Consider the following 22067-nt stretch of genomic DNA (forward strand, 5'->3'; position numbering starts at 1 on the left):
TGAGGCCCTTCGCTGGAAAGGCCCGCCTTGCGTCCGACCGAACCCCTGCCCCTGCATCATAGCTGGCCACTCTACGACCTGCGCGAGCATCTCGCGCCGGTGGTGCTGGACCAGGATATTGTGGGGAATGAGGCGGCGCTGGCCGATCGGGGGCTGGGCCTGTGGCATTGCAATCTGGCCGACAACAGCATCAGCTGGACCCAGGGCGTCTATGACATATTCGGGCTGGAGCCGGGCAGCATCGTGCCCCGGCCACTGTCGGTGTCGCTCTATGCGCATGACAGCCGCGAGGCGATGGAGCGGCTGCGCGCCTATGCCATCCGCCACCAGCGCGGCTTCACCCTGGACGTCGACATTCGCCGCCCGGACGGCAGCGATTGCGCGATGCGGCTGATCGCCGCGCCGGTGCTGCTGGACGGCGAGACGGTGGCGCTGCACGGGGTCAAGCAATGGCTGCCGAAGGATGTCGGCGCGCCCGTCCGACTGGAACCCACGACCTTCTTCATCCCCTGATGCGACTCATCGCCGCACCGCGCAAATCATGCGTTGCCCTCGCCCCAAGGGAGGGCTAATGCGGGCGGTCAAATGACCCATCCCATTCTCATCTCTCCGTCCATCCTGTCCGCCGATTTCGCACGGCTGGGCGAGGAAGTCCGCGCCATCGACGAAGCCGGTTGCGACTGGATCCATATCGACGTGATGGACGGCCATTTCGTGCCCAACATCACCATCGGCCCGGCTGTGGTGAAGGCGCTGCGCCCGCACACGAAAAAGCCGTTCGACGTGCATCTGATGATCTCGCCGGTGGACCAGTATCTCGACGCCTTCGCCCAGGCCGGCGCCGACATCATCACCGTCCATCCCGAGGCCGGCCCGCACATCCACCGCACCGTGCAGCACATCAAGTCGCTGGGCGTAAAGGCCGGCGTGGTGCTGAACCCCGGCACCCCGGCCAAGATGCTGGACTATCTGATCGACGATATCGACCTGATCCTGGTGATGAGCGTCAATCCCGGTTTCGGCGGCCAGAGCTTCATCGAGAATCAGCTGCGCAAGATCGAGGCGTGCCGCAAGATGATCGAGAAGAGCGGCCGTGACATCCGCCTGCAGGTCGATGGCGGCATCGACATCAACACCGCGCCCAAGGCGATCGCGGCGGGCGCCGACGTGCTGGTCGCCGGCACCGCGACCTTCCGTGGCGGCCCGGCTGCCTATGCCGACAATATCAGGACACTGCGGGGCGGGTGACGAACCAGCGGCGCCAGTCCTCCCCTGTCGCGGTCGAGGCCGGTCATGAACCGGCCGACGACGGCATCGAACAGGGCAAGCGGCTCATCCGCGTCGCGGATGACAAGGGCCTGTCGCTGGCCGAGCGGATCGCCAATCATTTCTATCGGCTGAGCTGGAAGACGCCGCTGCACAGCCGGCGGCTGAAGGGCAAATATCCGCTCAAGCTGCTGGCGGTGCCGGACGATGTCGTGCCCGGCGACCCGCGCGCCGGCCAGGCGATCCGTGCCGGCTATTTCCTGTTCCGGGGCCAGAAGCTGGCGATCGACACGATCGATTTCGGCAAATTGGCGGTCGGCCCGGCCTTCACCGACTATCTGCACAGTTTCCGCTGGCTGCGCGACCTGTCGACCGCCGCGACGCGCGAGCAGGGCGCGCCGGTGGCCGAGGCGCTGATGCGCAAATGGCTGGCCGCCCACGCCGAAACGCCGAGCGACCCGGCCTGGCGCGCCGACAATGCGGCCTGGCGGCTGTTGTTCTGGACCGCCCATGCACCGCTGATCCTGTCGTCGAGCGACCTGGTCTATCGGTCGCTGGTGCTCAACTGCATCGCCCGCACCGCGCGCCATCTGGACCAGAGCGCGGACAAAGCCGCGCCGGGCCTGCCGCGCCTGGTCGCCTGGGGCGGGATCGTCGCGGCGTCGATGCTGATGCCCGGCGGCAATCCGCGCAAGCTGTTCGGCGAAGCGGGCCTGAAGCGCGCGATCGACAGCGCCTTCCATGGCGATGGTGGCATCATTTCCCGGTCGCCGCTGGCGCAGCTGGAAGGCGTGATGCTGCTGGCGATGGTGGTCGCGGTCTATGAGGTGCGGCGCGAACAGGTGCCCGGCTTCCTGATCGACGGGCTGAGCCGCGCGGTGCCGGCCTTGCTGGGCCTGACCCATGGCGATGGGGGGCTGGGCAACTGGCAGGGTGCGGGCGCGATCGACCCCGACATGGTCGAGGCGCTGGTGCAGGCCAGCCGTGTGCGGACCCGGCCGCTGCGCCAGGCGCGCGACTGGGGCTATCAGCGGATCAGCGCGGGCAATACGGTGGTGCAGATCGATGCGGCGCCGCCGCCGGTCGCACGCCTGGCCGCAGCCGGCTGCGCCTCCACCGGCGCGATCGAGATCAGCGACGGGCGGCTGCGGCTGGTGATCAATTGCGGCGGCGCAGCGCTGGAAGGCGCCTATATCCCGCGCGATCTGGCCCAGGCGCTGCGCTCGACCGCGGCGCACAGCACATTGGTGCTGGATGACAGCAACTCGACCGCGCTGATGCCCGACGGCACGCTGGGCAAGGGCGTGACCGAGGTCGAGCTGAACCGGCAGGAGCTGGACAATGGCAGCCGGGTGGAGCTGAGCCATGACGGCTATGTCCGCCGCATGGGCTATGTCCACCGCCGCCTGCTGATGATGAGCGGCGACGGCAAGGAAGTGCGCGGCGAGGATATGCTGACCCCGGCGACGCGCGGCAAGAAGCCGGTCAAGCGGCCGGTGCAGCTGCGCTTCCATCTGGCGCCGGGCGTGGAACCGACCCTGACCGCCGACAGCCAGGGCGCGTTGCTGCGGATCGAGCTGGGCGCGCTGTGGCAGTTCCGGACCGGCGCCGGCGTGCTGAGCGTCGAGGATAGCCTGTGGGTCGATGGCGACGGCCGCCCCCACCCCACAAGGCAGCTGGTGGTAACGAGCGAGGCACTGCCCGGCGGCTCCAGCATCGGCTGGCTGTTCAAGCGGGTCGGCTGACCCGCATCGCATCGGCCATCACGCGGGCGCTATTGTTCAGCCGGCTATCGATGTCCGTTTTTTCCTATGAACGGCCCGGACAAGGGCGCATGCAAGAGGGGCGACCCGAGGCCCGTTTGCTACCAATCAACGACCTCGCTCTCAGGCCCGGCCACTTTCAGCGGCCGGGCCGCTAGCGTCTCCCTCCCTTAAGCCTAATCCGATCTTCATTCTTTCATCCTAGGCAGTCCGCATGATGGCGGGGCTTTACGACCGGATGGGATCGATCCCGACCGCGCAGTTGCGGCGGATTGCGTATATCTGGTGCGTGGTCGCGGGCGTGCTGTTCCTGGCCTACCTCGCCCGACAGCTGCGCCAGGGCATGACCGATGGCGCCGGCCATCCTTTTGGCGAGGATTTCCTGAATTTCTGGTCCGGCGCGCATCTGGCGGTGACGGGACAGGCCGGCATCATCTATGATCTGGCCGCTTTCCATGCGTTCGAGACCGGGATCGCCGGCGCGCCCATCGACCTCTATCATTATAGCTATCCGCCGGTGATGTGGCTGATCTCCGCCCCTTTCGGCCTGCTGCCCTATCCGCTGGCCTGGGCTGCCTGGCAATTGCTGGGATGGGGCACCTTCGCGCTGGCGGTGCGGCGACTGGCGCCGGCGCAGTGGCTGCTGGTCGCGCTGGCGGTGCCGGCGGTGTTCATCAATGCGATGGGCGGCCAGAATGGCTGCTGGACGGCGGCCATAATCGGCTGGGGCCTGATCCTGCTGCGCGAACGGCCGGCGGTGGCGGGCATGATCCTGGCGCTGTTCGTGGTGAAGCCGCAACTGGGCTGGCTGATCCCGCTCGCCTTGCTCGCCGGGCGGCAATATCGGGCGCTGGCCGCGTTCATAGGCATGGCGCTGGCGCTGATCCTCATCACCCTGCCGCTGTTCGGGATCGATGCCTGGATCGCCTATGTGCAACAGGGCAGCCTGCTCAAGAGCGTGATCCTGGAACATGGCGACGGCACCTGGCACCGGATGTTGTCCATCTTCGTGCTGGTCCGGCACGGCGGCGCACCGATCCCGCTGTCCTATGCCGCGCAGGCGATCGCCAGCCTGACCGTCGCCCTGCTGGTGCTGCGGGTCTGGCACCGCGAGGGGCCGACGGCGCGGGCCAAGGCACTGCTGGTGCTCGGCGTGCTGGCAGGGTCGCTCTATGTCAGCGACTATGATTGCGTGATGGCGCTGCTCGCCGCGCTATGGCTGTGGCCACAGGCGACAGCGCAGTTGCGCGGGCGGATGGCGCTATTGCTGGCGATGCCCTTGTTCGCCGCACCGCTGGCGCTGATGAGCGGTGTCGCGTTGGGCGCTTTGGCCTTGTGGCCGGCGCTGCTGGGCGCCAGCCTGCGCCGCACGCCCTATCTGGCGGACGACGGCTTCAGATAAGTGTCGAACCAGGCGACGGTGCGGGTCAGCGAGTCGAGCTGATTCTCCTTCTTCTGGAAGCCATGGCCCTCGGCCGGGTAGAAGATCGTTTCCACCACATTGCCCTTCGCCTTGAGGATGTCATGCACCTCCTGCGCCTGGCCGCGTGGCACGCGAATGTCGTTTTCGCCCTGGATGGTCAGCAACGGCGCCTTCGCCGCGCGGATATAGGTGAGCGGCGAGGCGGCATCATAGACCTGGGGATCGCTGTCGGGCGTGCCCAGCAGGCTACGCTGATAAGCCTTCAGCTCCTCATCCTGGTCGCGATACATGGTGCGCCAGTTGATGATGCCGAACCACTGGACGGCGGCGGCGAACTCGTCGGGCGCCCGGCCGATCGCCATCAGGGTCATGAAGCCGCCATAGCTGCCGCCGAAGATGCCGACCCGCTTGGCATCGACATAGCCGCTATCGACCAGGAAATGCTTGGCCGCGACCGTGTCCTTGAGGTCGGCGCCGCCCAGATCCTTGACATTGCCGTCCTGGAACGCCTTACCATAGCCGGTCGAGCCGCGGAAATTGGGCTGGATCACGACATAGCCGCGGCTGGCGAAGGCGGTGGCGTAGCGGCTGTAACCATCCTGCGCCTGACCGGTGGGGCCGCCATGGGGCAGGACGATGGCGGAGTTGCTGCCGTCGCGCTTGAGATTGGCGGGCATGGTCACGATCGCGCTGATCAGCGTACCGTCGAAGCTCTTGTAGGTGACGACATCCGACTTGGGCAGCGCGGCGGGCTGGAGGCTGGCGATGGCAAGCTGTGTCGCGGGACGCGCAGCGCCGGCTGCAAGGTCATAGAGATAGAGGTTCGCCGGCGAATCGGCGCCCGAATGGTTGAGCATCAGCATGGTGCCGTCGGGCGAGCGCGGCTCGCTGCCGACCAGATAATTGACGCCCGGCGGGATGGCGAGCGGGGTTTCGGCGCCGCTCGCCAGGTCGATGCGATAGAGGGTGCTGCGCGCGTCGGCGTTGATGCGGAAGATGAGCGCCCTGCCATCGCGGGTGAAGCTGGCCGGCACCTGTTCCCAGGGCGTGGATTTGAGCCAGCGCCATTTGCCGGTGGCGGCTTCGAGCAGGCCGCCATGAATCTGGCCGCTGCCTTCATCGGTGGAGACGGCGATCCATTGGCCGTCCGCACTCGCATCGGTCGCGGCATAGACCGTGTCGGCCTTGCCGAGCAATTTCGCCGCCTTGCCACTGGCGACGTCGATGCGCCAGATTTCGCTGACCTTGGAATCGGTCCGCATGCGGTTGGCGATCAGCGCCTTGCCATCCGCGACCCAGGCGACCGGTGACCAGCTGAACTGCGGGTCGGCCTCGTGCGTCAGGTCGCGCACCCTGCCCGCCCCGTCCATCACCGCGACATTGGACTGGCCCTGCGTCTTGAGCTTGGTGACGAGCGCGACCAGCCCGCCGCTGGGGCCGACCAGCAGGTCGCTTTCGCGCCGGTCGGGCGTGTTGGTGAGATTCTCGACCGCGCCGCCGTTCACCGGCACGCGGTAGATGTCGCTATATTCATTGCCGCCGACATCCTGCTGGAACAGCAGGTAGCGGCCATCGGCCGAGGCGGCGAGGCCGGTCTGGGCGTCATCCGACTGGGTGAGCTGCACCGGCCAGCTGCCGGCGGTGTCGGTGCGCCAGATATTGGTGCGGCCGGTGAGGTTGGTGGCGACGAAAATCTGTTTGCCGTCGGCGCTCCACGCCGCGCTAGACAGGCTGCGCGAAGCGCCGATGTCGGCGAGCGGCACGGCGCGGGCGTCGGGATTGACGGGCGAGGTCAGGCTCTTGGGATCGGTAACTGCCCGTTCCGGCGTCGGAATTTGCGCCAGCACCGGGAAGGCGGCAAGCAAGGGCAAGGCGGTGGCGGCGAGCAGATAGCGCATGTCAGATCCCCCAACTGTTATGCAATCACAATACAGTAGCAGCAAAAGCCCGCAAGATCGGGAAATTCCCTGCGCGTGAGGACTGTATTTTTGCGCCGCGCGCGACTAGAGGGCTGCGGCAAGCCTGAAGCGGCATCCCGAACAGCAGGAAGCATCCCCATGACCACCGACGTCACCATCAAGCGCGCCCTCCTTTCCGTATCGGACAAGACCGGCCTCATCGAACTGGGCCAGGCACTGGGCCAGCATGGCGTCGAACTGGTGTCGACCGGCGGCACCGCCAAGGCACTGCGCGAGGCGGGCCTGGCCGTGAAGGATATTTCCGAGCTGACCGGCTTCCCCGAAATGATGGACGGCCGCGTCAAGACGCTGCACCCCAAGGTCCATGGCGGCCTGCTGGCGGTGCGGGGCAACCCCGAGCATGTCGCGTCGATGGACGAGCATGAAATCGGCGCGATCGATCTGGTGATCGTCAACCTCTACCCGTTCGCCGCGACCGTGGCCAAGGGCGCCGACCGCGACGAGATCATCGAGAATATCGACATCGGTGGCCCGTCGATGGTCCGTTCGGCTGCGAAGAATCATGAGAGCGTCGCGATCGTCACCGATCCGGCCGACTATGCCCGCCTGATCGCCGAAATGGCCGAGAAGGGCGGCGCCACCAGCTATGATTTCCGCCGGATGCTGGCGGCCAAGGCCTATGCCGCCACCGCCGCCTATGATTCGATGATCGCCAGCTGGTTCGCCTTTGCCGACCAGGGCGTCGCCTTCCCCGAAAGCCTGTCGCTGTCGAGCAAGCTCAGCACCACGCTGCGCTATGGCGAGAACCCGCACCAGTCGGCGGCGCTCTACCTGCCCAACGGCCCGACCGCCAACGGCATCGCCCAGGCCAAGCAGATCCAGGGCAAGGAACTGAGCTACAATAATTATAACGACGCCGATGCGGCGCTGGAGCTGGTCAGCGAATTCCGCGACGGCCCGCCGACCGTCGTCATCGTGAAGCATGCCAATCCGTGCGGCGTCGCCACCGGCGAGACGCTGATCGAAGCCTATGAAGCGGCGCTCGCCTGTGACAGCGTGTCGGCATTCGGCGGCATCATCGCCGTCAACCGTCCGCTCGACGGCCCGACCGCCGAAGCGATCAGCGGCATCTTCACCGAAGTCGTCGCCGCACCCGACGCCGATGACGAAGCCAAGGCGATCTTTGCCAAGAAGAAGAATCTGCGCCTGCTGCTGACCGGCGAACTGCCCGATCCGGCCCGCCCCGGCCTGATGGTCAAGAGCATTGCCGGCGGCCTGCTGGTCCAGAGCCGCGACAATGGCAAGGTCGACCGCGATGCCCTCAAGGTCGTGACCAAGCGCGCGCCGACCGAGCAGGAACTGAAGGACTGCCTGTTCGCCTGGACCGTGGCCAAGCATGTGAAGTCGAACGCGATCGTCTATGCCAAGGGCGGCAGCACCGCCGGCGTCGGCGCGGGTCAGATGAACCGCCTGGAATCGGCGCGCATCGCCGCCTGGAAGGCCAAGGACGCCGCCGAGAAGGCGGGCTGGAGCGAGCCGCGCACCATCGGTTCGGCGGTCGCTTCCGACGCCTTCTTCCCCTTCGCCGATGGCCTGCTGGCGGCGGTCGAAGCCGGCGCGACGGCGGTGATCCAGCCGGGCGGCTCGATCCGTGACGAGGAAGTCATTGCCGCAGCAGACGAAGCGGGCCTGGCGATGGTCTTCACCGGCATGCGTCACTTCCGCCATTAAGGCTTGTTTCCCAACGCGCTAGATGGCGCGTCGGGACAATATTTCGATCAGGTTTATGCGGGTGCGAAACGATCCTGTTCGCACCCGCAAAATCGCAGAAAACTGCCATTTTCTGGCAATTGGCCTCTTTTCAATGTCACCGGGCAATCCTATCTAGGATGACGACCCCGCACCCACGTCAGGCGTTGGGCACGACATAAGAAAAAGCATGTTCGACAGGAGAATAGGATGACCAAGAAGACGCTGGTGGCGATGGCCGCCACCCTGGCCCTTGCGCTGCCTGGCATGGCTATCGCCGGCAACAGCAACAACGAAGTCGTCGTTGACGGCACCACCGGCCTCACCACCCGCACCATCGCCGTATCGGTGGCCGACCTGAACCTGGCCAGCAACAATGGCCTGCGCCGCGCCGATTATCGCATCAGCCGCGCCGCCAAGCAGGTGTGTGGCTGGGTCAACGGATCGATCCTGCCGGCGACCCCCGACTATCGCGACTGTGTCGGCAGCGCTCTGGACGGCGCACGCAGCGACCTCAATGCGCTGGCCCAGCGCCAGGGCTGATCTTCACCCATCCCGCAAGGGAAGCCTTCCCCGTCACGGGGACTGCAGGGGGCCGTTCCGCACATGCGGAGCGGCCCTTTGTCATGTCGGCAACCACTTCATGCTTACCGGCGATTAACCACTCCTTAGAGGATTTCCTTCACTCAGCGAGACACGAAGGACCATCCAGGGGATATAGAGCATGTCGCGTGTCGACCAGAGTGTGGACGTCGCCATCATCGGGGCAGGCCCGGCCGGCCTCACCGCCGCCTATCTGCTGACGAAAAAAGGCTTTTCCGTCACCGTCATCGAGAAAGACCCGGTCTATGTCGGCGGCATCAGCCGCACGGTCGAGCTGGATGGCTATCGATTCGACATTGGCGGCCACCGCTTCTTTTCCAAGTCGAAGGAAGTGGTCGACCTGTGGAACGAGATCCTGCCGGACGATTTCATCCAGCGCCCGCGCATGAGCCGCATCTATTATGAGGGGAAATTCTACTCCTATCCCCTGCGCGCGTTCGAGGCGCTGTGGAATCTGGGCATCTGGCGTTCGACCCTGTGCATGGCGAGCTTCGCCAAGGCCAGGCTGTTCCCGAACCGCAATGTCCGTTCCTTCCAGGACTGGACCGTCAACGCGTTCGGCCACAAGCTCTTCTCGATCTTCTTCAAGACCTATACGGAAAAGGTCTGGGGCATGCCCTGCGACGAGATGTCGGCCGACTGGGCGGCGCAGCGGATCAAGGGCCTGTCGCTCTGGGGTGCGGTGGTCGATGGGCTGAAGCGGAGCCTCGGCCTCAACAAGAAGCCCAATGACGGCATGGCGACCAAGACTCTGCTGGAAACCTTCCGCTATCCGCGCCTTGGCCCCGGCATGATGTGGGAAGCCGCGCGCGATCGGGTGATCGAGGGCGGCAACCAGATATTGATGGCGCACAGCCTGAAGCAGCTGGCGCAGGATCAGGGCACGGAGCGCTGGCGCGTGGTGGCGGACGGCCCGGACGGCGATGTCATCATCAACGCCGCCCATGTGATTTCGTCCGCGCCGATGCGTGAGCTGGCCGCGCGCATCCATCCGCTGCCCGAAACCCTGCCCGAGGCAATGGAGCTCAAATATCGCGATTTCCTGACCGTGGCGCTGATGATCAAGTCGGAGGATCTGTTCCCCGACAACTGGATCTATATCCACGACAGCAAGGTGCAGGTCGGCCGCATCCAGAATTTCCGCAGCTGGTCGCCCGAAATGGTGCCCGATGAATCGGTCGCTTGCGTGGGCCTGGAATATTTCTGCTTCGAGGGCGACGGGCTGTGGGCGTCGGCCGACGCCGACCTGATCGACCTGGCCAAGAAGGAAATGGCCATATTGGGCCTGTGCAATCCCGACGATGTCGTCGGCGGCGCGGTGGTGCGGCAGGAAAAGGCCTATCCGGTCTATGACGATGCCTATGCCGACCATGTGCTGGCGATGCGCACCGAGCTGGAAGCCGTCGCCCCGACGCTCCATCTGGTCGGCCGCAACGGCATGCACCGCTATAACAACCAGGATCATGCGATGATGACGGCGATGTTGACAGTGCGCAACATCGAGGCCGGCACCCGCGTCTATGACGTCTGGGGCGTCAACGAGGATGCCGAATATCATGAATCGGGCGAGGAGGGACAGGATGTCGAAGGACAGCGCGCCGCCCTTGCCAGCGAACGACTGGTGCCTTCCCGCCTGAAGGCCGCATGAGCCGATGGGCGAACCGTTGCGCGCCCTGACCGCCCGGCTGGGCGCCATCGCCACGCGCTTCATGTTCGCCCGCTACCTGCTGGCCAGCATCTGCGCGCTGTCGAGCGACATGGCGGCCTTCCTGATGCTGAGCCGGGCCGGTACAACGCCGATGCTGGCAGCCTTTGGCGGCTATGCGATCGGCCTGGTCGTGCATTGGGTGATCAGCATCCGCTTCGTGTTCGACACGGGCGCCGGCCCCAGTCACGCCCAGCGGTTCGGCTTCGTGGCCAGTGCGCTGGTTGGCATGGGCATCACCATGGCCATGGTTGGCGGGCTGAGCGCCGTCGGCATTGCCCCGACGATCGCCAAGCTGATATCGGTGCCGGCCAGTTTCCTGAGCGTCTATGCGATCCGCAAATATGGCATTTTTGCGCGTAGTTGAGCGTCATGGCCGCTGGCTGATCCTGCTCGCCTGGCTGGCGTGCAGCGCGGTCATGCTGTGGCTGTTCCATGGCGATTTCGCCGCGCTGGGCTTTCGCGACCCCGATGATGCCATGCGGCTGGTGCAGGTGCGGGACTGGATCGGCGGACAGGGCTTCTGGGATGTCAGCCAGCATCGGGTGAATCCGCCGCTGGGCGGACCGATGCACTGGTCGCGCATCGTCGACATGCCGGTGGCAGGGATGATCCTGCTGGCGCGGCCGCTATTGGGGCCTGCGACCGCTGAGCTGGTCGCCTGCATCACCGTGCCGCTGCTGTTGCTGGGCGGGTTGACCGCCGCCGTGTATCTGGCCGCCCGGCGACTTGGCGATCCTGTTCCGGCCCTCATCACCACAGCCCTGCTGCTGACGACACCATCGATCCTGGTGCAGTTCACGCCGCTGCGGATCGACCATCATGGCTGGCAGATCTGGATGGCGACGATCGCGCTGGCCGGCGCGCTGGATAGCAGCCGGGTGCGTGGCGGCGTGACGAGCGCGCTGGCGCTGGCGGTCTGGTTGCAGATTTCGAGTGAAGCCCTGCCCTATGTCGCGCTGTTCGCCGGACTGTTTGCGCTGCGCCAATGGCTCGACGGCCGGGAAGCGTCGCGCTTCACCGCCTTTGCGGCGACGCTGGGCGGCGCGGCGCTTGCGCTGCTGGCCTTGCTGCGCGGACAGGCGGCCTTGCTGCATGACCAATGCGACGCGCTGTCGGCCGCCTATGTCTGGCCGCTCGTCGCGCTGGCCGTGCTGGTGTCGCTGGCCGGCACACTGATCGGGACCGGCAACATGACCCGGCGCTTCCTGATCGCCGCGATCGGCGGCGGGGCCGCCATCGCGATCCTGCTGGCGATCGGTGGCCCCTGTCTGTCAGGCGATCCGTTCCAGGCGCTCGGGCCGCTGGCCTATAAATATTGGTATCTGCAAGTGATGGAAGGCCGGCCGATCTGGGTGCAAAGCCTGTCACTGCGCGGCGTCATCCTGTTGCCCGCGCTGGTCGGGCTGGCAGGGACCTTGTCCGCCGCTCGCCTGGTCGCCAACAGGGATGCACGCATGCGCTGGTTGGCGCTGGGCCTGTTGCTGCTGGGGGCGATGGCAGTGTCGCTGCTGGTGATGCGCGCCGTGTCGGTGGCCCATGTCTATGCCCTGCCCGGTGTCGCCTGGTTGCTGATCGCCCTGTTCCGCAAGGTACAAACATCATCGCAGGCGCTGGTGCGCGTCCTGGGGTCGGTAGCGCTGATTCTGCTGACTCCCGCCGGGATCAGTGCATTGTGGATTGCCCTGATCCCCGAAGCCCCGTCGGCCAAGACGAGCGCCGTCAATTGCCGGGCCGCCGCCACGCTCGCGCCACTGCACGCCCTGCCCCCATCCACCCTGTTCGCACCGCTGGACCTTGGCCCCGACATATTGGTGCAGACGCCGCACCGCGTGATCGGCACCGCCCATCATCGCAATGCTGCCGGCATTACCGCCGTGATCGAGGGCTATATGGCGACGCCGGACAAGGCGCGCGCGGTGATCCGGTCGGTCAATGGAGGGCGGGGCGCCGACTATGTCGTGACCTGCACGGGCCTGACCGAATATGCGCTCTATGCCAAGGAGCGTCCTCAGAGCCTGTCGGCGCAACTGACGCGAGGCAATGTGCCCGACTGGCTGCAGCCGCTGCCCACCAAGGGGCCGCTGCGCATCTACAAGGTCAAACGGGACTGAAGGCCAGCGCCACGCCGTTCATGCAGTAGCGCAGGCCCGTGGGCTTGGGCCCGTCATCGAACACATGGCCCAGATGCCCGCCGCAGCGGGCGCAATGGACTTCGGTCCGGGACACGCCCAGGCTGAAGTCGCGCGACGTGCCAATGGCGCGGGGTAAGGGCGCATAGAAGCTGGGCCAGCCGGTGCCGCTGTCGAACTTGGTCTTCGAACTGAACAGATTTTGCGCGCAGCCGGCGCAGGTGAAGGTGCCGGCGCGATGTTCGCGGTTGAGCGGGCTGCTGTCGGGAAATTCGGTCGCGCCCTGGCGCAGCACCTTATAGGCCCAGGGGCTGAGCTTGTTGCGCCATTGCGCGTCGGTCAGGCGATAGGGATAGGCGGCCTCCGCCGCGTCGGGGCGGAATTGCCACAGGGCCAGTGCAGAGGCGCCGGTTGCGACGCCATAGAGAAAATGCCGCCGGTTCATTATCCCTCCCTAGCCTGTTCAGCCTGTCGAGCTCCTGAACAACTGCTTCCACCAGCGGCCGCCGGATTTGAGCACATGGCGGCGGAACAGCAGTACGCCGATGCGGATGATGAGGGCGACCCAGACGCCCTGCCACAGGATCGCCACCAGATGCGGCCAGAGCGCCGCATCCTGCGCCGCCCGCGCGATCATCGCGAAGGGCGAGGAGAAGGGAAAGACCACCGACGCCACTTCCAGCGGCGATCCCATATGGTCGACCGTGTAGGAGACAAAGAAGAAGATCATCATCTGGCCCATGGTGATCGGCATGTTGAGCGTCTGCACCTCGCGCACGGTCGCCGCCTGTGCGCCGATGCCCAGGAACAGCGAGCCGAGCAGCGTATAGGCCATAGCGAAATAGATGATGCCGAGCGCGATGAAGGCGGGCCAGCCCACCGCCGGATCGGGCAGGACCGTGCCGGGCGCCTTCAACGCCATGAAGATGGTGAAGGCGGTGGCGCCCCAGAAGGCGATGCCGACGAAGCTCATCCCCAGCATGGCGATAAGCTTGCCGAGGAAGATCGCGTCGACCGGCACGGCGGCGGCCAATATCTCGATGATCTTGTTCGTCTTTTCCTCGACCAGATTGGACAGGATCATGCCCGCCAGCAAGATGGTGAGGAAGAAGATGACGATCTGGCCGGTGCGGCCGATCAGCAGACGGGCCTGCGACTGGGCGCCGAGGCTTGTCGCCACTTCCTGCCGTTCGACCTTGACCATGTGCAGCACCTTTTCGGCCTGCGCCGCGCTGGCGATCAGGCTGAGATCGCCCTGCAACTTGTCCAGATCCTCCGGCTTGCCGGTCAGGGTCGGGCGCGACACCGTGCCCGAGAGAATGGCGACGACGTCCGATTCCGGTCGGGCCAGCAAGATACGCGGCGGGGTATCAGGCGAGACGGCGTGAAGCCGCGGCAGCTCCTGCGGCCCCATGCGTTCGGTCAGGCGCTTGTGGGCCCGTTCGAGCGCGCCAACATCGGCCGGCGCCATGGCAATGCCAACGACCGGGCGCAGGTCGGTGCTGGAAATCTTCTGGGTGAAACCGGCGAAGACCATGCCGATGACGATCGGCACCAGCGGCCCGATCAAGAACAGGATGAAGGTGCGCGACAGGACGACGGCGGTGAAATCCCGCCGGGCGATGACACTGGCGGCGCGCAGCAATTCCTTCATGCCTCGACCTCCTGCGTGGCGTCATCGCGCATCTGGCGCGCAGCAGCCTCCCCCGCGATCGCGACGAAGGCGTCATGCAGGCCCGGCCGTTCGATCGACAGGCTTTCAATGCCGGCCTGTCCATCGAGCAGGGCGCGCAGCAGCGGTTCGATGCCGTCATCGGGCAGCGCGAAATGCCAGGCGCCATCCTGTGCCAGCGTATCGGTCGGCAAGGCACGGCGCCAGGCGCCGTCGCTCAGCCGCGTGCGCAATGTCACCTGGGGCGGCAGACGGTCGCGCGCGTCGCTGACCGATCCTTCAAACCGGATGCGGCCGCCAGCGACGATGGCGATGCGTTCGCACAATCGTTCGGCATGGGCGATGACATGGGTGGAAAAGAGGATGGTTACGCCCTTGCGCGCCTGATCGCGGATCAGCGCCTCCAGCTTTTCCTGATTCATCGCGTCGAGGCCGGAGAAGGGCTCGTCGAGGACGATGAGACGCGGTTCATGGACGATGGTGCCGAACAATTGCACCGTCTGAGCCATGCCCTTGGAGAGCTGGCGGATCGGCTTTTCGACCGAGGCGCCCATGCCATAGTCCTGCAGCATGGCGCGCGCCCGTTCACGCCCGACATGGAGCGGCAGGCCGCGCAACGCGCCCATGAAGGCGATCGCCTCATAGGCCTTCATCGACGGGTAGAGGCCGCGTTCCTCGGGCAGATAACCGACCTGCTTGGCCATGCGCAGCGGCGCGCCATCGCCCAGCAGGGTGCGGTGGCCCTCGTCAGGGTCGATGATGCCGAGCAGGGTGCGCAGCAAGGTCGTCTTGCCCGCGCCGTTCGGCCCCAAAATGCCATAGATGGTGCCGGCGGGCACGGCGATGTCGACGCCATCCACCGCGCGAAAATCGCCGAACGCCTTGACAAGAGCATGGCCTTCGACGGCATAGGGGGCGGCAGGAGCCGGAGTGTCACCGATCATCCGCCCCTGATAATCCCGGACCATGCCAGTGCAAAACGAAACATTGGAGCAGCGCCTGAAAGCGCAGGCCGCGCAGCTGGGCTTTGCCGCCTGTGCGATCGCGCGCGCCGACGCCGCGCCGCGCACGGCCGAGCGGCTGCGCCAATGGCTGGAGGCCGGCCATCATGGCGACATGTTGTGGATGGAGGAGCGGGCCGAGCAGCGCGGATCGCCCACAGGCCTGTGGCCGCAGGCGCGCAGCGTCATCATGCTAGGGATGAGCTATGCCCCCGGCCGTGATCCGCTCGCGTTGGCCGAGGTCGGCGATCGGGGCCGCATTTCCGTCTATGCGCAGGGTCGCGACTATCATGATGTGGTCAAGAAGGCACTGAAGGCGCTGGCCCGCTGGCTGGTCGATCAGCAGCCGACCGCGCTCAAGGTATTCGTCGATACCGCACCCGTGATGGAAAAGCCGCTGGCGCAGGGCGCGGGGCTGGGCTGGCAGGGCAAGCACAGCAATCTGGTGAGCCGCCAGCATGGCAGCTGGCTGTTCCTGGGCGCCATCTATACCGAGATCGCGCTGGAGCCCGATCCACCGGAGGTGGACCATTGCGGCAGTTGCACGGCCTGCCTGTCATCCTGCCCGACCGATGCCTTTCCCGCGCCCTATATCGTCGATGCGCGGCGCTGCATCTCGTACCTGACGATCGAGCATAAGGGGCCGATCCCGGAGGAGTTCCGGGCAAGGATGGGCAACCGCATCTATGGCTGCGACGATTGCCTGGCGGCCTGCCCCTGGAACAAGTTTGCGCAGGGGGCGGCGGCCAACCGCGCCTTCATCGGCCGGGCGGAGCTGGCGGCGCCGGCGCTGGGCGACCTGCTGGACCTGGACGATGCGGGCTTTCGCGAAATTTTTTCCGGGTCGCCGATCAAGCGGATCGGGCGCGACCGGATGGTGCGCAATGCGGCGATCGCGGCGGGCAATAGCGGCGACCTGCGGCTGGTCGACCGGCTGCGGCCGCTGACCTCCGATCCCGATCCGGTGGTGGCGGAAGCGGCCGAATGGGCGCTAGGCCAATTACTCAGCGCTGCTGGAGCGTAGCCGCGCAGGAAGCGTGGTCGACATCGGTGCCGGCGGGCGTGCGGGCATCGACATGGGTCACCACCGGCTCCTTCCCCTTGCCGGGCGAATAGAGATAGGCGTCGAGCACGCAACGACCATTGGCGAATTGCAGCTTGCGCACGGTCGTTTCGCGAATGTCGAGGCGCGGCGTGCCGAACATCTGGGTCAGGCGTTTGGCGTCCATGCCCATCAGCGGACCGGTCTTGGTGAAGGCGCTGGCCGGCGGACCGGCGGGCGGCGGGGTATAGCTGGTGGCGGGCGGGACGACGCCGCCACAGGCCGCAAGCGGCAGCGACAGGAGCGCGGCGAGCGCGAAACGGGGCGACATCAGACCGGCTTCCTCTTGGACCCTAGCAACATGTGGACCGCCATAGCTGCGCTCCAGATCGGCGCAAGCAGGTTGACCAGGGGAATGAGGAAGAGAAGCGCCGAAACGAGGCCCATGAGCCACCGGTTGCCACGGCCGATAGGCGGCAGGCCGGGGTGGCGCGGCTCGACCATGTCGGCAAGGTCGCGGCCGAGCAGATAGGCGTTCACCGCCAGGAACAGCCCGATCGTGCCGATCCCCGTCACCAGCAGCAGCACATAGCCGGGGAGCGCCAGCAGGTTCCAGCCGAGCGTGCGGCCGACCGATCGCAGCGCATAATGGAGGCTGCGGGTGAAGCCGACCGGCCGGCCCACAGCCTGTGGATAAGTATCGCGCTCCACCGCCTCGATCACATCGTCGGCGAACAGGCCCATGACCAGCATGGCGATGGTGCGGAACAGCAGCCAACTGGCCGCGATCATGGCAAGGCCGGTAGCAGCCGCCTCCGCCATGCCGCCCCAACCGTCGCCCTCGCCCCAGCCGAAATGCAGGCGCGTGGCGTGAAAGGCCGCCCATAGGCCGACGCCCAGCAGGGCGAAGAGCAACAGGGTCAGCGCCAGCGTCTTGACCAGCAGCCGGCGGGCGGCGGCGTGGAAGATCAGGGGGAAGGCGCGCAGCGCCGCGGTGATGATCATGGCCCGATATCCTGCGCCCCGGCGGCTCCGTCAATCAGCAGCGTTGCGCCAGCGCCCCCGGACCGGTAGAGACGGCCCAATTTACCGCTATTTTCCCATCATCTTTCACAGGAGCCCGCGTGACTTCTTCCCCCACGCTTGACGTTGTCGCGATCGGCAATGCCATTGTCGACGTTCTGGCCCGCAGCGACGACGCATTTCTAGCGCAGCATGCGCTGACCAAGGGCGGCATGCAGCTGATCGACGCCGAAATGGCCGAGACCCTTTATGCCGACATGCCCCAGGCCAAGGAAATCAGCGGCGGTTCGGCCGCCAACACGCTGGCCGGCCTCGCCGCGCTGGGCACCAAGTGCGGCTTCATCGGCCAGGTCAATGACGACCAGCTGGGCGCGGTGTTCGCCCATGACGTGCGCGCGCTGGGCATCAAGTTCGACACGCCGGTGATGCAGGGCGACATCCCGACCGCCCGCTGCCTGATCCTGGTGACGCCGGACGCGCAGCGCACCATGAACACCTTCCTGGGCGCCTCGCAGTTCCTGCCCGAAGCGGCGCTGGACCTTGAGCTGATCCAGTCGGCCCGCATCCTGTATCTGGAAGGCTATCTGTGGGATCCCGAGCAGCCGCGCGCCGCGATGCGCGCCGCGATCGACGCCGCCCGCAATGCCGGCCGCAAGGTCGCCTTCACCCTGTCCGACAATTTCGTGATCGACCGCCATCGCGCCGACTTCATCGACCTGATCGAACAGGGGCTGATCGACATCCTCTTCTCGAACGAGGGCGAAATCCAGTCGCTGGCGCAGGTCGATGATTTCGATGCAGCGCTGGCCCGCTTCGCCGACAAGGTGCCGGTGCTGGTGTCGACCCGCAGCGAAAAGGGCGCGGTCGCCATCGTCGATGGCGTGCGTCACGAAGCCCCGGCTGCGCCCGTCAGCCAGATCATCGACACCACCGGTGCAGGCGACCTGTTCGCCGCCGGCTATCTGGCCGCGCATCTGGAAGAGCGTAGCGTCGAGGATTGCCTGGCGCTGGGTGCGGCGGCCGCCGCCGAAGTCATTTCGCACTGGGGCGCGCGTCCCGAGGAAGATCTGAACCTGATCCGCGCCAAGCTGTTCGCCTGATCGCGACAGACACTGACAAAAAAGCCCGCCTCTCCGGTCGAGAGGCGGGCTTTTTTATGGGGCGGATCAGGCCGGGTTCTTTTGCTTGCGGAACAGGGCGCGGTCGTCCGGGCCGAAGCCCCAGCGCCAGATGACGAAGCCATAGGCGCCCAGGATCGCCCAGACGCCGACCGCCAGCTCGACCCATTCGAAGCGCGCCGGCAGGGCGACGAAGGCCGCGCCAACGATGCAGGCGACGCCCGAGGCGCTGAGCAGCGGCCAGCGCCAGGCATTGACGCGGGCGTGGAGCAGGCTGGAGAGCAGCCGCGCCTTGACGAAGGCGCCGGCGCCGAGCGCGATGCAGAGGCCCAGAGCGGGCGCGGCGGCCAGTTCCTGCGGCGTGAGGCCGAACCGCTTGCCGAGCAGGATCAAACCGAAGCTGAGCGCCGCCTGCAACGCGATCATGCTGAGCGAGATCATCAGGTTGCGGTGGCGGGCGATATAGACCAGCGCGGATTCGCTGACGACGGCGGTCGCGGCGACCACTTCGGCGAGCAACAGGAAGGCCAACGCACCGGTGCCGCCGACGAAATGCGGACCGACCAGGCCCATGACGGCCTCGCCCGGAATGCCAAGCGCAAGGGCGATGCCGGCCTGCGCCGCGATGATCCAGAAGCCGACCTGGCTGACCTGGCGCGCGATCGCCGCCAGATTGCCCTCCGCCAAGTTGCGGGTGATGACCGGGCCCAGGATCGGGTCGAAGCTGGTCTTCAATTTCTGTGGCAGCGAGGCGACCTGCTGCGCGACATAATAGATGCCGACGATCGCCGGGCTGACGAACAGGCCCAGGATCGCCATGTCGAGCCGACGCGAGCCCCATTCGACACCGTCCGCCGCGGCGAGCGGCAGGTTGCGACGGGCGAGGCGCCAGAGCCGCCCGGCATCGGGACGCCAGCCATGCGGCCGGCCATAATGACGCCACATCGGGATGATCGAGGCGATCATCGCCGCGACCATCGACACGACATAGGAGAGGATCAGGCCGTCGCGCAGCGAATAATAAGCGAAACCGAAGGCGCCGATGCTGATCGCCCAGGGTTCAATGATCGAGCGCGCGCGGACCGTGGCGCCGATGTCGAAGCGATAGGCGCAGGCGGCAAGCGCAACGTCGGAGGTCGCAACGGCGATGACGATCAGCGCCAGCAACCGGTCGAGCCCGTTGATGCCGCTATTGGGGAACATCGCCTGGGGGAAGGCGATCAACAGGCCGGCCCCCAGCAGCGATGCGATCAGCGTCACCACCATCGCGTCGGTCACGACATGGCTGTGCGGCCGTTCGGTCTGGGCGAGCGCACCGGCAAGGCCCCGCTTCAACCCGAGCGTCGCGATCTGGGCGACGAACTCCACCACCAGCACGGCATAGGCGAAGCGCCCCAGCGCGTCAGCGCCATACCAGCGGCCGGCGATGAACAGGAAAGGCAGGCGCGCAGCCAGGCGCAGCAGGAAGCCGAAGACGTTGGTCCGTCCGCCCTTGGCCAGGGCGGCGATGTCATCCTTCTGTTCGGCAGGGGTCGCCTGCGCGGTCACAGGACCCTGGTCCCCCTCGATTGTCATGCTCATGTCTATAGGCGATCTATTGTGTCGCGGCGATGCTTATTCAGGCCGCAGCGGGCGCGCCAGCAGCGCGTCGATGACCTGTGCCAATGGTGCGGCGTCGGCAAGCAGGGCGCAGACAGCTTCCACCACCGGCATTTCGACGCCGGCCGCGCGGGCTGCATCGCGCAGCACCGGCGCGGTATGCGCGCCTTCGGCCACGGTGCGACGGTTGGAGAGGAGGTCGGCGGCGCTCTGCCCCTCGCCCAGCCCCTTGCCGAGCGAGAAGTTGCGCGAATTGGTGGAGGAACAGGTGAGGACGAGATCGCCCAGCCCCGACAGGCCGCCCAGCGTTTCGACACGGGCGCCACGCGCCAGGCCGAAGCGGGTCATTTCGGCAAAACCCCGGCTGATGAGCGATGCGCGCGCATTGAGGCCAAGGCCGGCACCTTCCGACACGCCGCAGGCGATGGCGAGCACATTCTTGACCGCGCCGCCGATTTCCGCGCCGACGACATCGTCCGACAGATAGGGGCGGAAGGTCGGCCGGGCGATGCGCGCCGCCAGCTTTTCGGCCAGCGCCTGGTCGGCGCAGGCGAAGGTGACGGCGGTCGGCAGGCCCTTTGCCACTTCATGGGCGAAGGTCGGGCCGGAGAGGACAGCGATCGGCGAGCTTGGCTGCGCCTGCGCCGCGACTTCCGACATCAACAGGCCGGTGCCCGCCTCTATCCCCTTGGAACAGAGGACCAACGGCACGCCGGCCGGCGCCTGCGCCACGACGCTGCGCAGATGCTGGGCCGGGCTGACCACCAGAATCAGGTCGCGATCAGCCAGGTCCGACAGGACACCGGTCGCTCGGATCGAGGGCGAGAGCGGCAGGCCGGGCAGATAGAGCGGATTTTCATGGGCGCCGTTGATCGCATCGACCACATCGGCTTCCAGCGCCCAGAGGCTCACATCCTGCCCGTCGGCCGCCAGCAATTGCGCCAGCGCGGTGCCCCAGGCGCCTGCTCCGATGACTCCCGCCTTCATGCCTTCACTCCTGCTCCACGCGCCTTTTCCGCCGTTGGATCGAGCGGCCAGCGCGGCCGGGCGGGGATGGTCAGATCGTCGGTCATGCCCGCAGCATAGCGCTCCGCGCCGGCCCAGGCGATCATCGCCGCATTGTCGGTGCAGAGCCACAAGGGCGGCGCGACGAAGGGCAGGCCATGGTCCCCGGCCAGCGCAGTGAGCGCGCCGCGCACCGACTGGTTGGCGGCGACGCCGCCGGCGACGACCAGCGCGGTCACGCCTTCACTCGCGGCGAGCGCGCGGCGGGTGCGATCGAGCAGGCAGTCGATCACCGCCTGCTGGAAACTGGCAGCGATATCCTCGACGGTATATTGGCCCGACTGGGCGGCGCGCATCACCGCGCTCTTGAGGCCCGCAAAGGAGAAATGGGGTTCTTCGGTGCCGACCAGCGGGCGCGGCAGCGGCACGGCGCGGGGGTTGCCCTTGGCCGCCGCCTTTTCCACCGCCGGGCCGCCGGGGAAGCCGAGGCCGAGCAGCTTGGCGGTCTTGTCGAAGGCTTCGCCGGCAGCATCGTCGATCGTGGTGGCGAGGCGGCGATATTGGCCGACGCCCTCCACCCTGAGCAGCTGGCAATGGCCACCCGATACCAGCAGGAGCAGATAAGGGAATTGAAGATTCTGGTCGGCGAGGCGCGGCGAGAGCGCATGCCCCTCCAGATGATTGACCGCGACCAGCGGCTTGCCGCTGGCATGGGCGAGCGCCTTGCCAGTGACAAGGCCGACCATCACGCCGCCGATCAGGCCGGGGCCGGCGGTGGCAGCGATGACATCGACATCGGCCAGCGTCATCTTTGCGTCGGCCAGTGCCGCCTCGACCAGCGGGGCCAAAGCCTCGACATGGGCGCGGGCCGCGATTTCGGGCACGACGCCGCCATAGGGGCGGTGCGCGTCTTCCTGCGTGGCGAGGCGATGGGCCAATATCTGCCCGTCAGCCGTCACCAGCGCCGCCGCGGTTTCGTCGCAGCTTGATTCCAGGCCGAGGATGATGGTCATTGCCGCTTCCATCTAGTGCCCGTGGCCATTAGAG

General features: G+C 66.6%; 20 protein-coding genes. 11 read left to right on the forward strand and 9 right to left on the reverse strand.

The annotated features are described in order from the left end of the window. The first annotated feature begins 27 nt into the window (after positions 1 to 27). The 4 genes from JQK15_RS12610 (at position 28) to JQK15_RS12625 (ending at position 4431) form a co-directional block, all read left to right on the forward strand. Positions 28 to 513 (forward strand): diguanylate cyclase, encoded by a 486-nt coding sequence (locus JQK15_RS12610; protein WP_214865867.1) that lies wholly within the window; start codon positions 28 to 30, stop codon positions 511 to 513. 72 nt (positions 514 to 585) lie between these two features. Then, positions 586 to 1248 carry a ribulose-phosphate 3-epimerase gene (rpe, locus tag JQK15_RS12615; RefSeq protein WP_017501091.1) on the forward strand — a complete coding sequence of 221 codons (663 nt, stop codon included), beginning with the start codon at positions 586 to 588 and terminating at the stop codon, positions 1246 to 1248. Continuing rightward, a complete protein-coding gene (locus JQK15_RS12620) occupies positions 1245 to 3011 on the forward strand; it encodes a heparinase II/III family protein (RefSeq protein WP_214865869.1) in 1767 nt (588 codons plus the stop codon). Before rpe ends, JQK15_RS12620 begins: the two co-directional genes overlap by 4 nt. A 232-nt stretch (positions 3012 to 3243) precedes the next feature. After that, a complete protein-coding gene (locus JQK15_RS12625; RefSeq protein WP_214865871.1) occupies positions 3244 to 4431 on the forward strand; it encodes a glycosyltransferase family 87 protein in 1188 nt (395 codons plus the stop codon). Here JQK15_RS12625 and JQK15_RS12630 read toward each other — a convergent pair. Continuing rightward, positions 4404 to 6350, reverse strand: coding sequence for a S9 family peptidase (locus JQK15_RS12630; protein ID WP_214865873.1), 1947 nt, complete (start codon positions 6348 to 6350; stop codon positions 4404 to 4406). The two genes, JQK15_RS12625 and JQK15_RS12630, sit on opposite strands and share 28 nt — an antisense overlap. A gap of 159 nt (positions 6351 to 6509) precedes the next feature. Here JQK15_RS12630 and purH point away from each other — a divergent pair, with 159 nt between their 5' ends. The 5 genes from purH to JQK15_RS12655 all read left to right on the forward strand — a co-directional run bounded on the left by purH (position 6510) and on the right by JQK15_RS12655 (position 12542). After that, positions 6510 to 8102 (forward strand): bifunctional phosphoribosylaminoimidazolecarboxamide formyltransferase/IMP cyclohydrolase, encoded by a 1593-nt coding sequence (gene purH, locus JQK15_RS12635; protein ID WP_214865875.1) that lies wholly within the window; start codon positions 6510 to 6512, stop codon positions 8100 to 8102. Positions 8103 to 8330: 228 nt separating this feature from the next. Then, positions 8331 to 8663: a UrcA family protein gene (locus tag JQK15_RS12640; RefSeq protein ID WP_037522099.1), complete on the forward strand. Its 333-nt coding sequence runs from the start codon at positions 8331 to 8333 to the stop codon at positions 8661 to 8663. Positions 8664 to 8844: 181 nt separating this feature from the next. Continuing rightward, the gene (locus JQK15_RS12645) at positions 8845 to 10371 is read left to right on the forward strand and encodes an NAD(P)/FAD-dependent oxidoreductase (RefSeq protein WP_214865877.1); all 1527 of its coding nucleotides are present in this window, start codon (positions 8845 to 8847) and stop codon (positions 10369 to 10371) included. A 4-nt stretch (positions 10372 to 10375) separates the two neighbouring features. Continuing rightward, complete coding sequence (locus tag JQK15_RS12650) at positions 10376 to 10795, forward strand: GtrA family protein (RefSeq protein ID WP_214865879.1); 420 nt, start codon at positions 10376 to 10378, stop codon at positions 10793 to 10795. Then, entirely contained in the window at positions 10773 to 12542 is a 1770-nt protein-coding gene (locus JQK15_RS12655; RefSeq protein ID WP_214865881.1) for a hypothetical protein, read from the forward strand. Before JQK15_RS12650 ends, JQK15_RS12655 begins: the two co-directional genes overlap by 23 nt. On the opposite strand, the gene msrB is transcribed toward JQK15_RS12655, so the two are convergent. Genes msrB through JQK15_RS12670 form a run of 3 tightly spaced genes read right to left on the reverse strand, consistent with a single transcriptional unit; the run spans position 12529 to position 15176 of the window. Continuing rightward, a complete protein-coding gene (gene msrB, locus JQK15_RS12660; RefSeq protein ID WP_214865883.1) occupies positions 12529 to 13005 on the reverse strand; it encodes a peptide-methionine (R)-S-oxide reductase MsrB in 477 nt (158 codons plus the stop codon). The genes JQK15_RS12655 and msrB overlap by 14 nt on opposite strands. Before the next feature lie 18 nt (positions 13006 to 13023). Further along, positions 13024 to 14214, reverse strand: a complete 1191-nt coding sequence (locus JQK15_RS12665; protein ID WP_214865885.1) for an ABC transporter permease — start codon at positions 14212 to 14214, stop codon at positions 13024 to 13026. Next, positions 14211 to 15176, reverse strand: a complete 966-nt coding sequence (locus JQK15_RS12670) for an ABC transporter ATP-binding protein (protein WP_214865887.1) — start codon at positions 15174 to 15176, stop codon at positions 14211 to 14213. The genes JQK15_RS12665 and JQK15_RS12670 overlap by 4 nt, the downstream gene beginning before the upstream one ends. Positions 15177 to 15198: 22 nt before the next feature. Between JQK15_RS12670 and queG the strand changes: the two genes are divergently transcribed. Continuing rightward, on the forward strand, positions 15199 to 16257 hold the full coding sequence (queG, locus tag JQK15_RS12675; protein WP_214865889.1) for a tRNA epoxyqueuosine(34) reductase QueG: 1059 nt from the start codon (positions 15199 to 15201) through the stop codon (positions 16255 to 16257). Here queG and JQK15_RS12680 read toward each other — a convergent pair. Both JQK15_RS12680 and JQK15_RS12685 read right to left on the reverse strand, forming a co-directional pair. Further along, positions 16238 to 16606: a hypothetical protein gene (locus JQK15_RS12680; RefSeq protein WP_004208885.1), complete on the reverse strand. Its 369-nt coding sequence runs from the start codon at positions 16604 to 16606 to the stop codon at positions 16238 to 16240. The genes queG and JQK15_RS12680 overlap by 20 nt on opposite strands. Continuing rightward, entirely contained in the window at positions 16606 to 17280 is a 675-nt protein-coding gene (locus JQK15_RS12685) for an EI24 domain-containing protein (protein ID WP_214865891.1), read from the reverse strand. The genes JQK15_RS12680 and JQK15_RS12685 overlap by 1 nt, the downstream gene beginning before the upstream one ends. Before the next feature lie 119 nt (positions 17281 to 17399). Between JQK15_RS12685 and JQK15_RS12690 the strand changes: the two genes are divergently transcribed. Then, the gene (locus JQK15_RS12690) at positions 17400 to 18398 is read left to right on the forward strand and encodes an adenosine kinase (protein ID WP_214865894.1); all 999 of its coding nucleotides are present in this window, start codon (positions 17400 to 17402) and stop codon (positions 18396 to 18398) included. Positions 18399 to 18464: 66 nt separating this feature from the next. Here the strand turns inward: JQK15_RS12690 and JQK15_RS12695 are convergent, their stop codons facing one another. Genes JQK15_RS12695 through tsaD form a run of 3 tightly spaced genes read right to left on the reverse strand, consistent with a single transcriptional unit; the run spans position 18465 to position 22033 of the window. Beyond that, a complete protein-coding gene (locus JQK15_RS12695) occupies positions 18465 to 19997 on the reverse strand; it encodes a lipopolysaccharide biosynthesis protein (RefSeq protein ID WP_010338681.1) in 1533 nt (510 codons plus the stop codon). 33 nt (positions 19998 to 20030) lie between these two features. Further along, positions 20031 to 21002 carry an NAD(P)H-dependent glycerol-3-phosphate dehydrogenase gene (locus JQK15_RS12700; protein ID WP_214865896.1) on the reverse strand — a complete coding sequence of 324 codons (972 nt, stop codon included), beginning with the start codon at positions 21000 to 21002 and terminating at the stop codon, positions 20031 to 20033. Further along, positions 20999 to 22033 (reverse strand): tRNA (adenosine(37)-N6)-threonylcarbamoyltransferase complex transferase subunit TsaD, encoded by a 1035-nt coding sequence (gene tsaD, locus JQK15_RS12705; protein ID WP_214865898.1) that lies wholly within the window; start codon positions 22031 to 22033, stop codon positions 20999 to 21001. The genes JQK15_RS12700 and tsaD overlap by 4 nt, the downstream gene beginning before the upstream one ends. Positions 22034 to 22067 lie beyond the last annotated feature (34 nt).

Origin of the sequence: Sphingobium sp. BHU LFT2, assembly GCF_018604485.1 — a bacterium.
GTDB lineage: Bacteria > Pseudomonadota > Alphaproteobacteria > Sphingomonadales > Sphingomonadaceae > Sphingobium > Sphingobium yanoikuyae_A.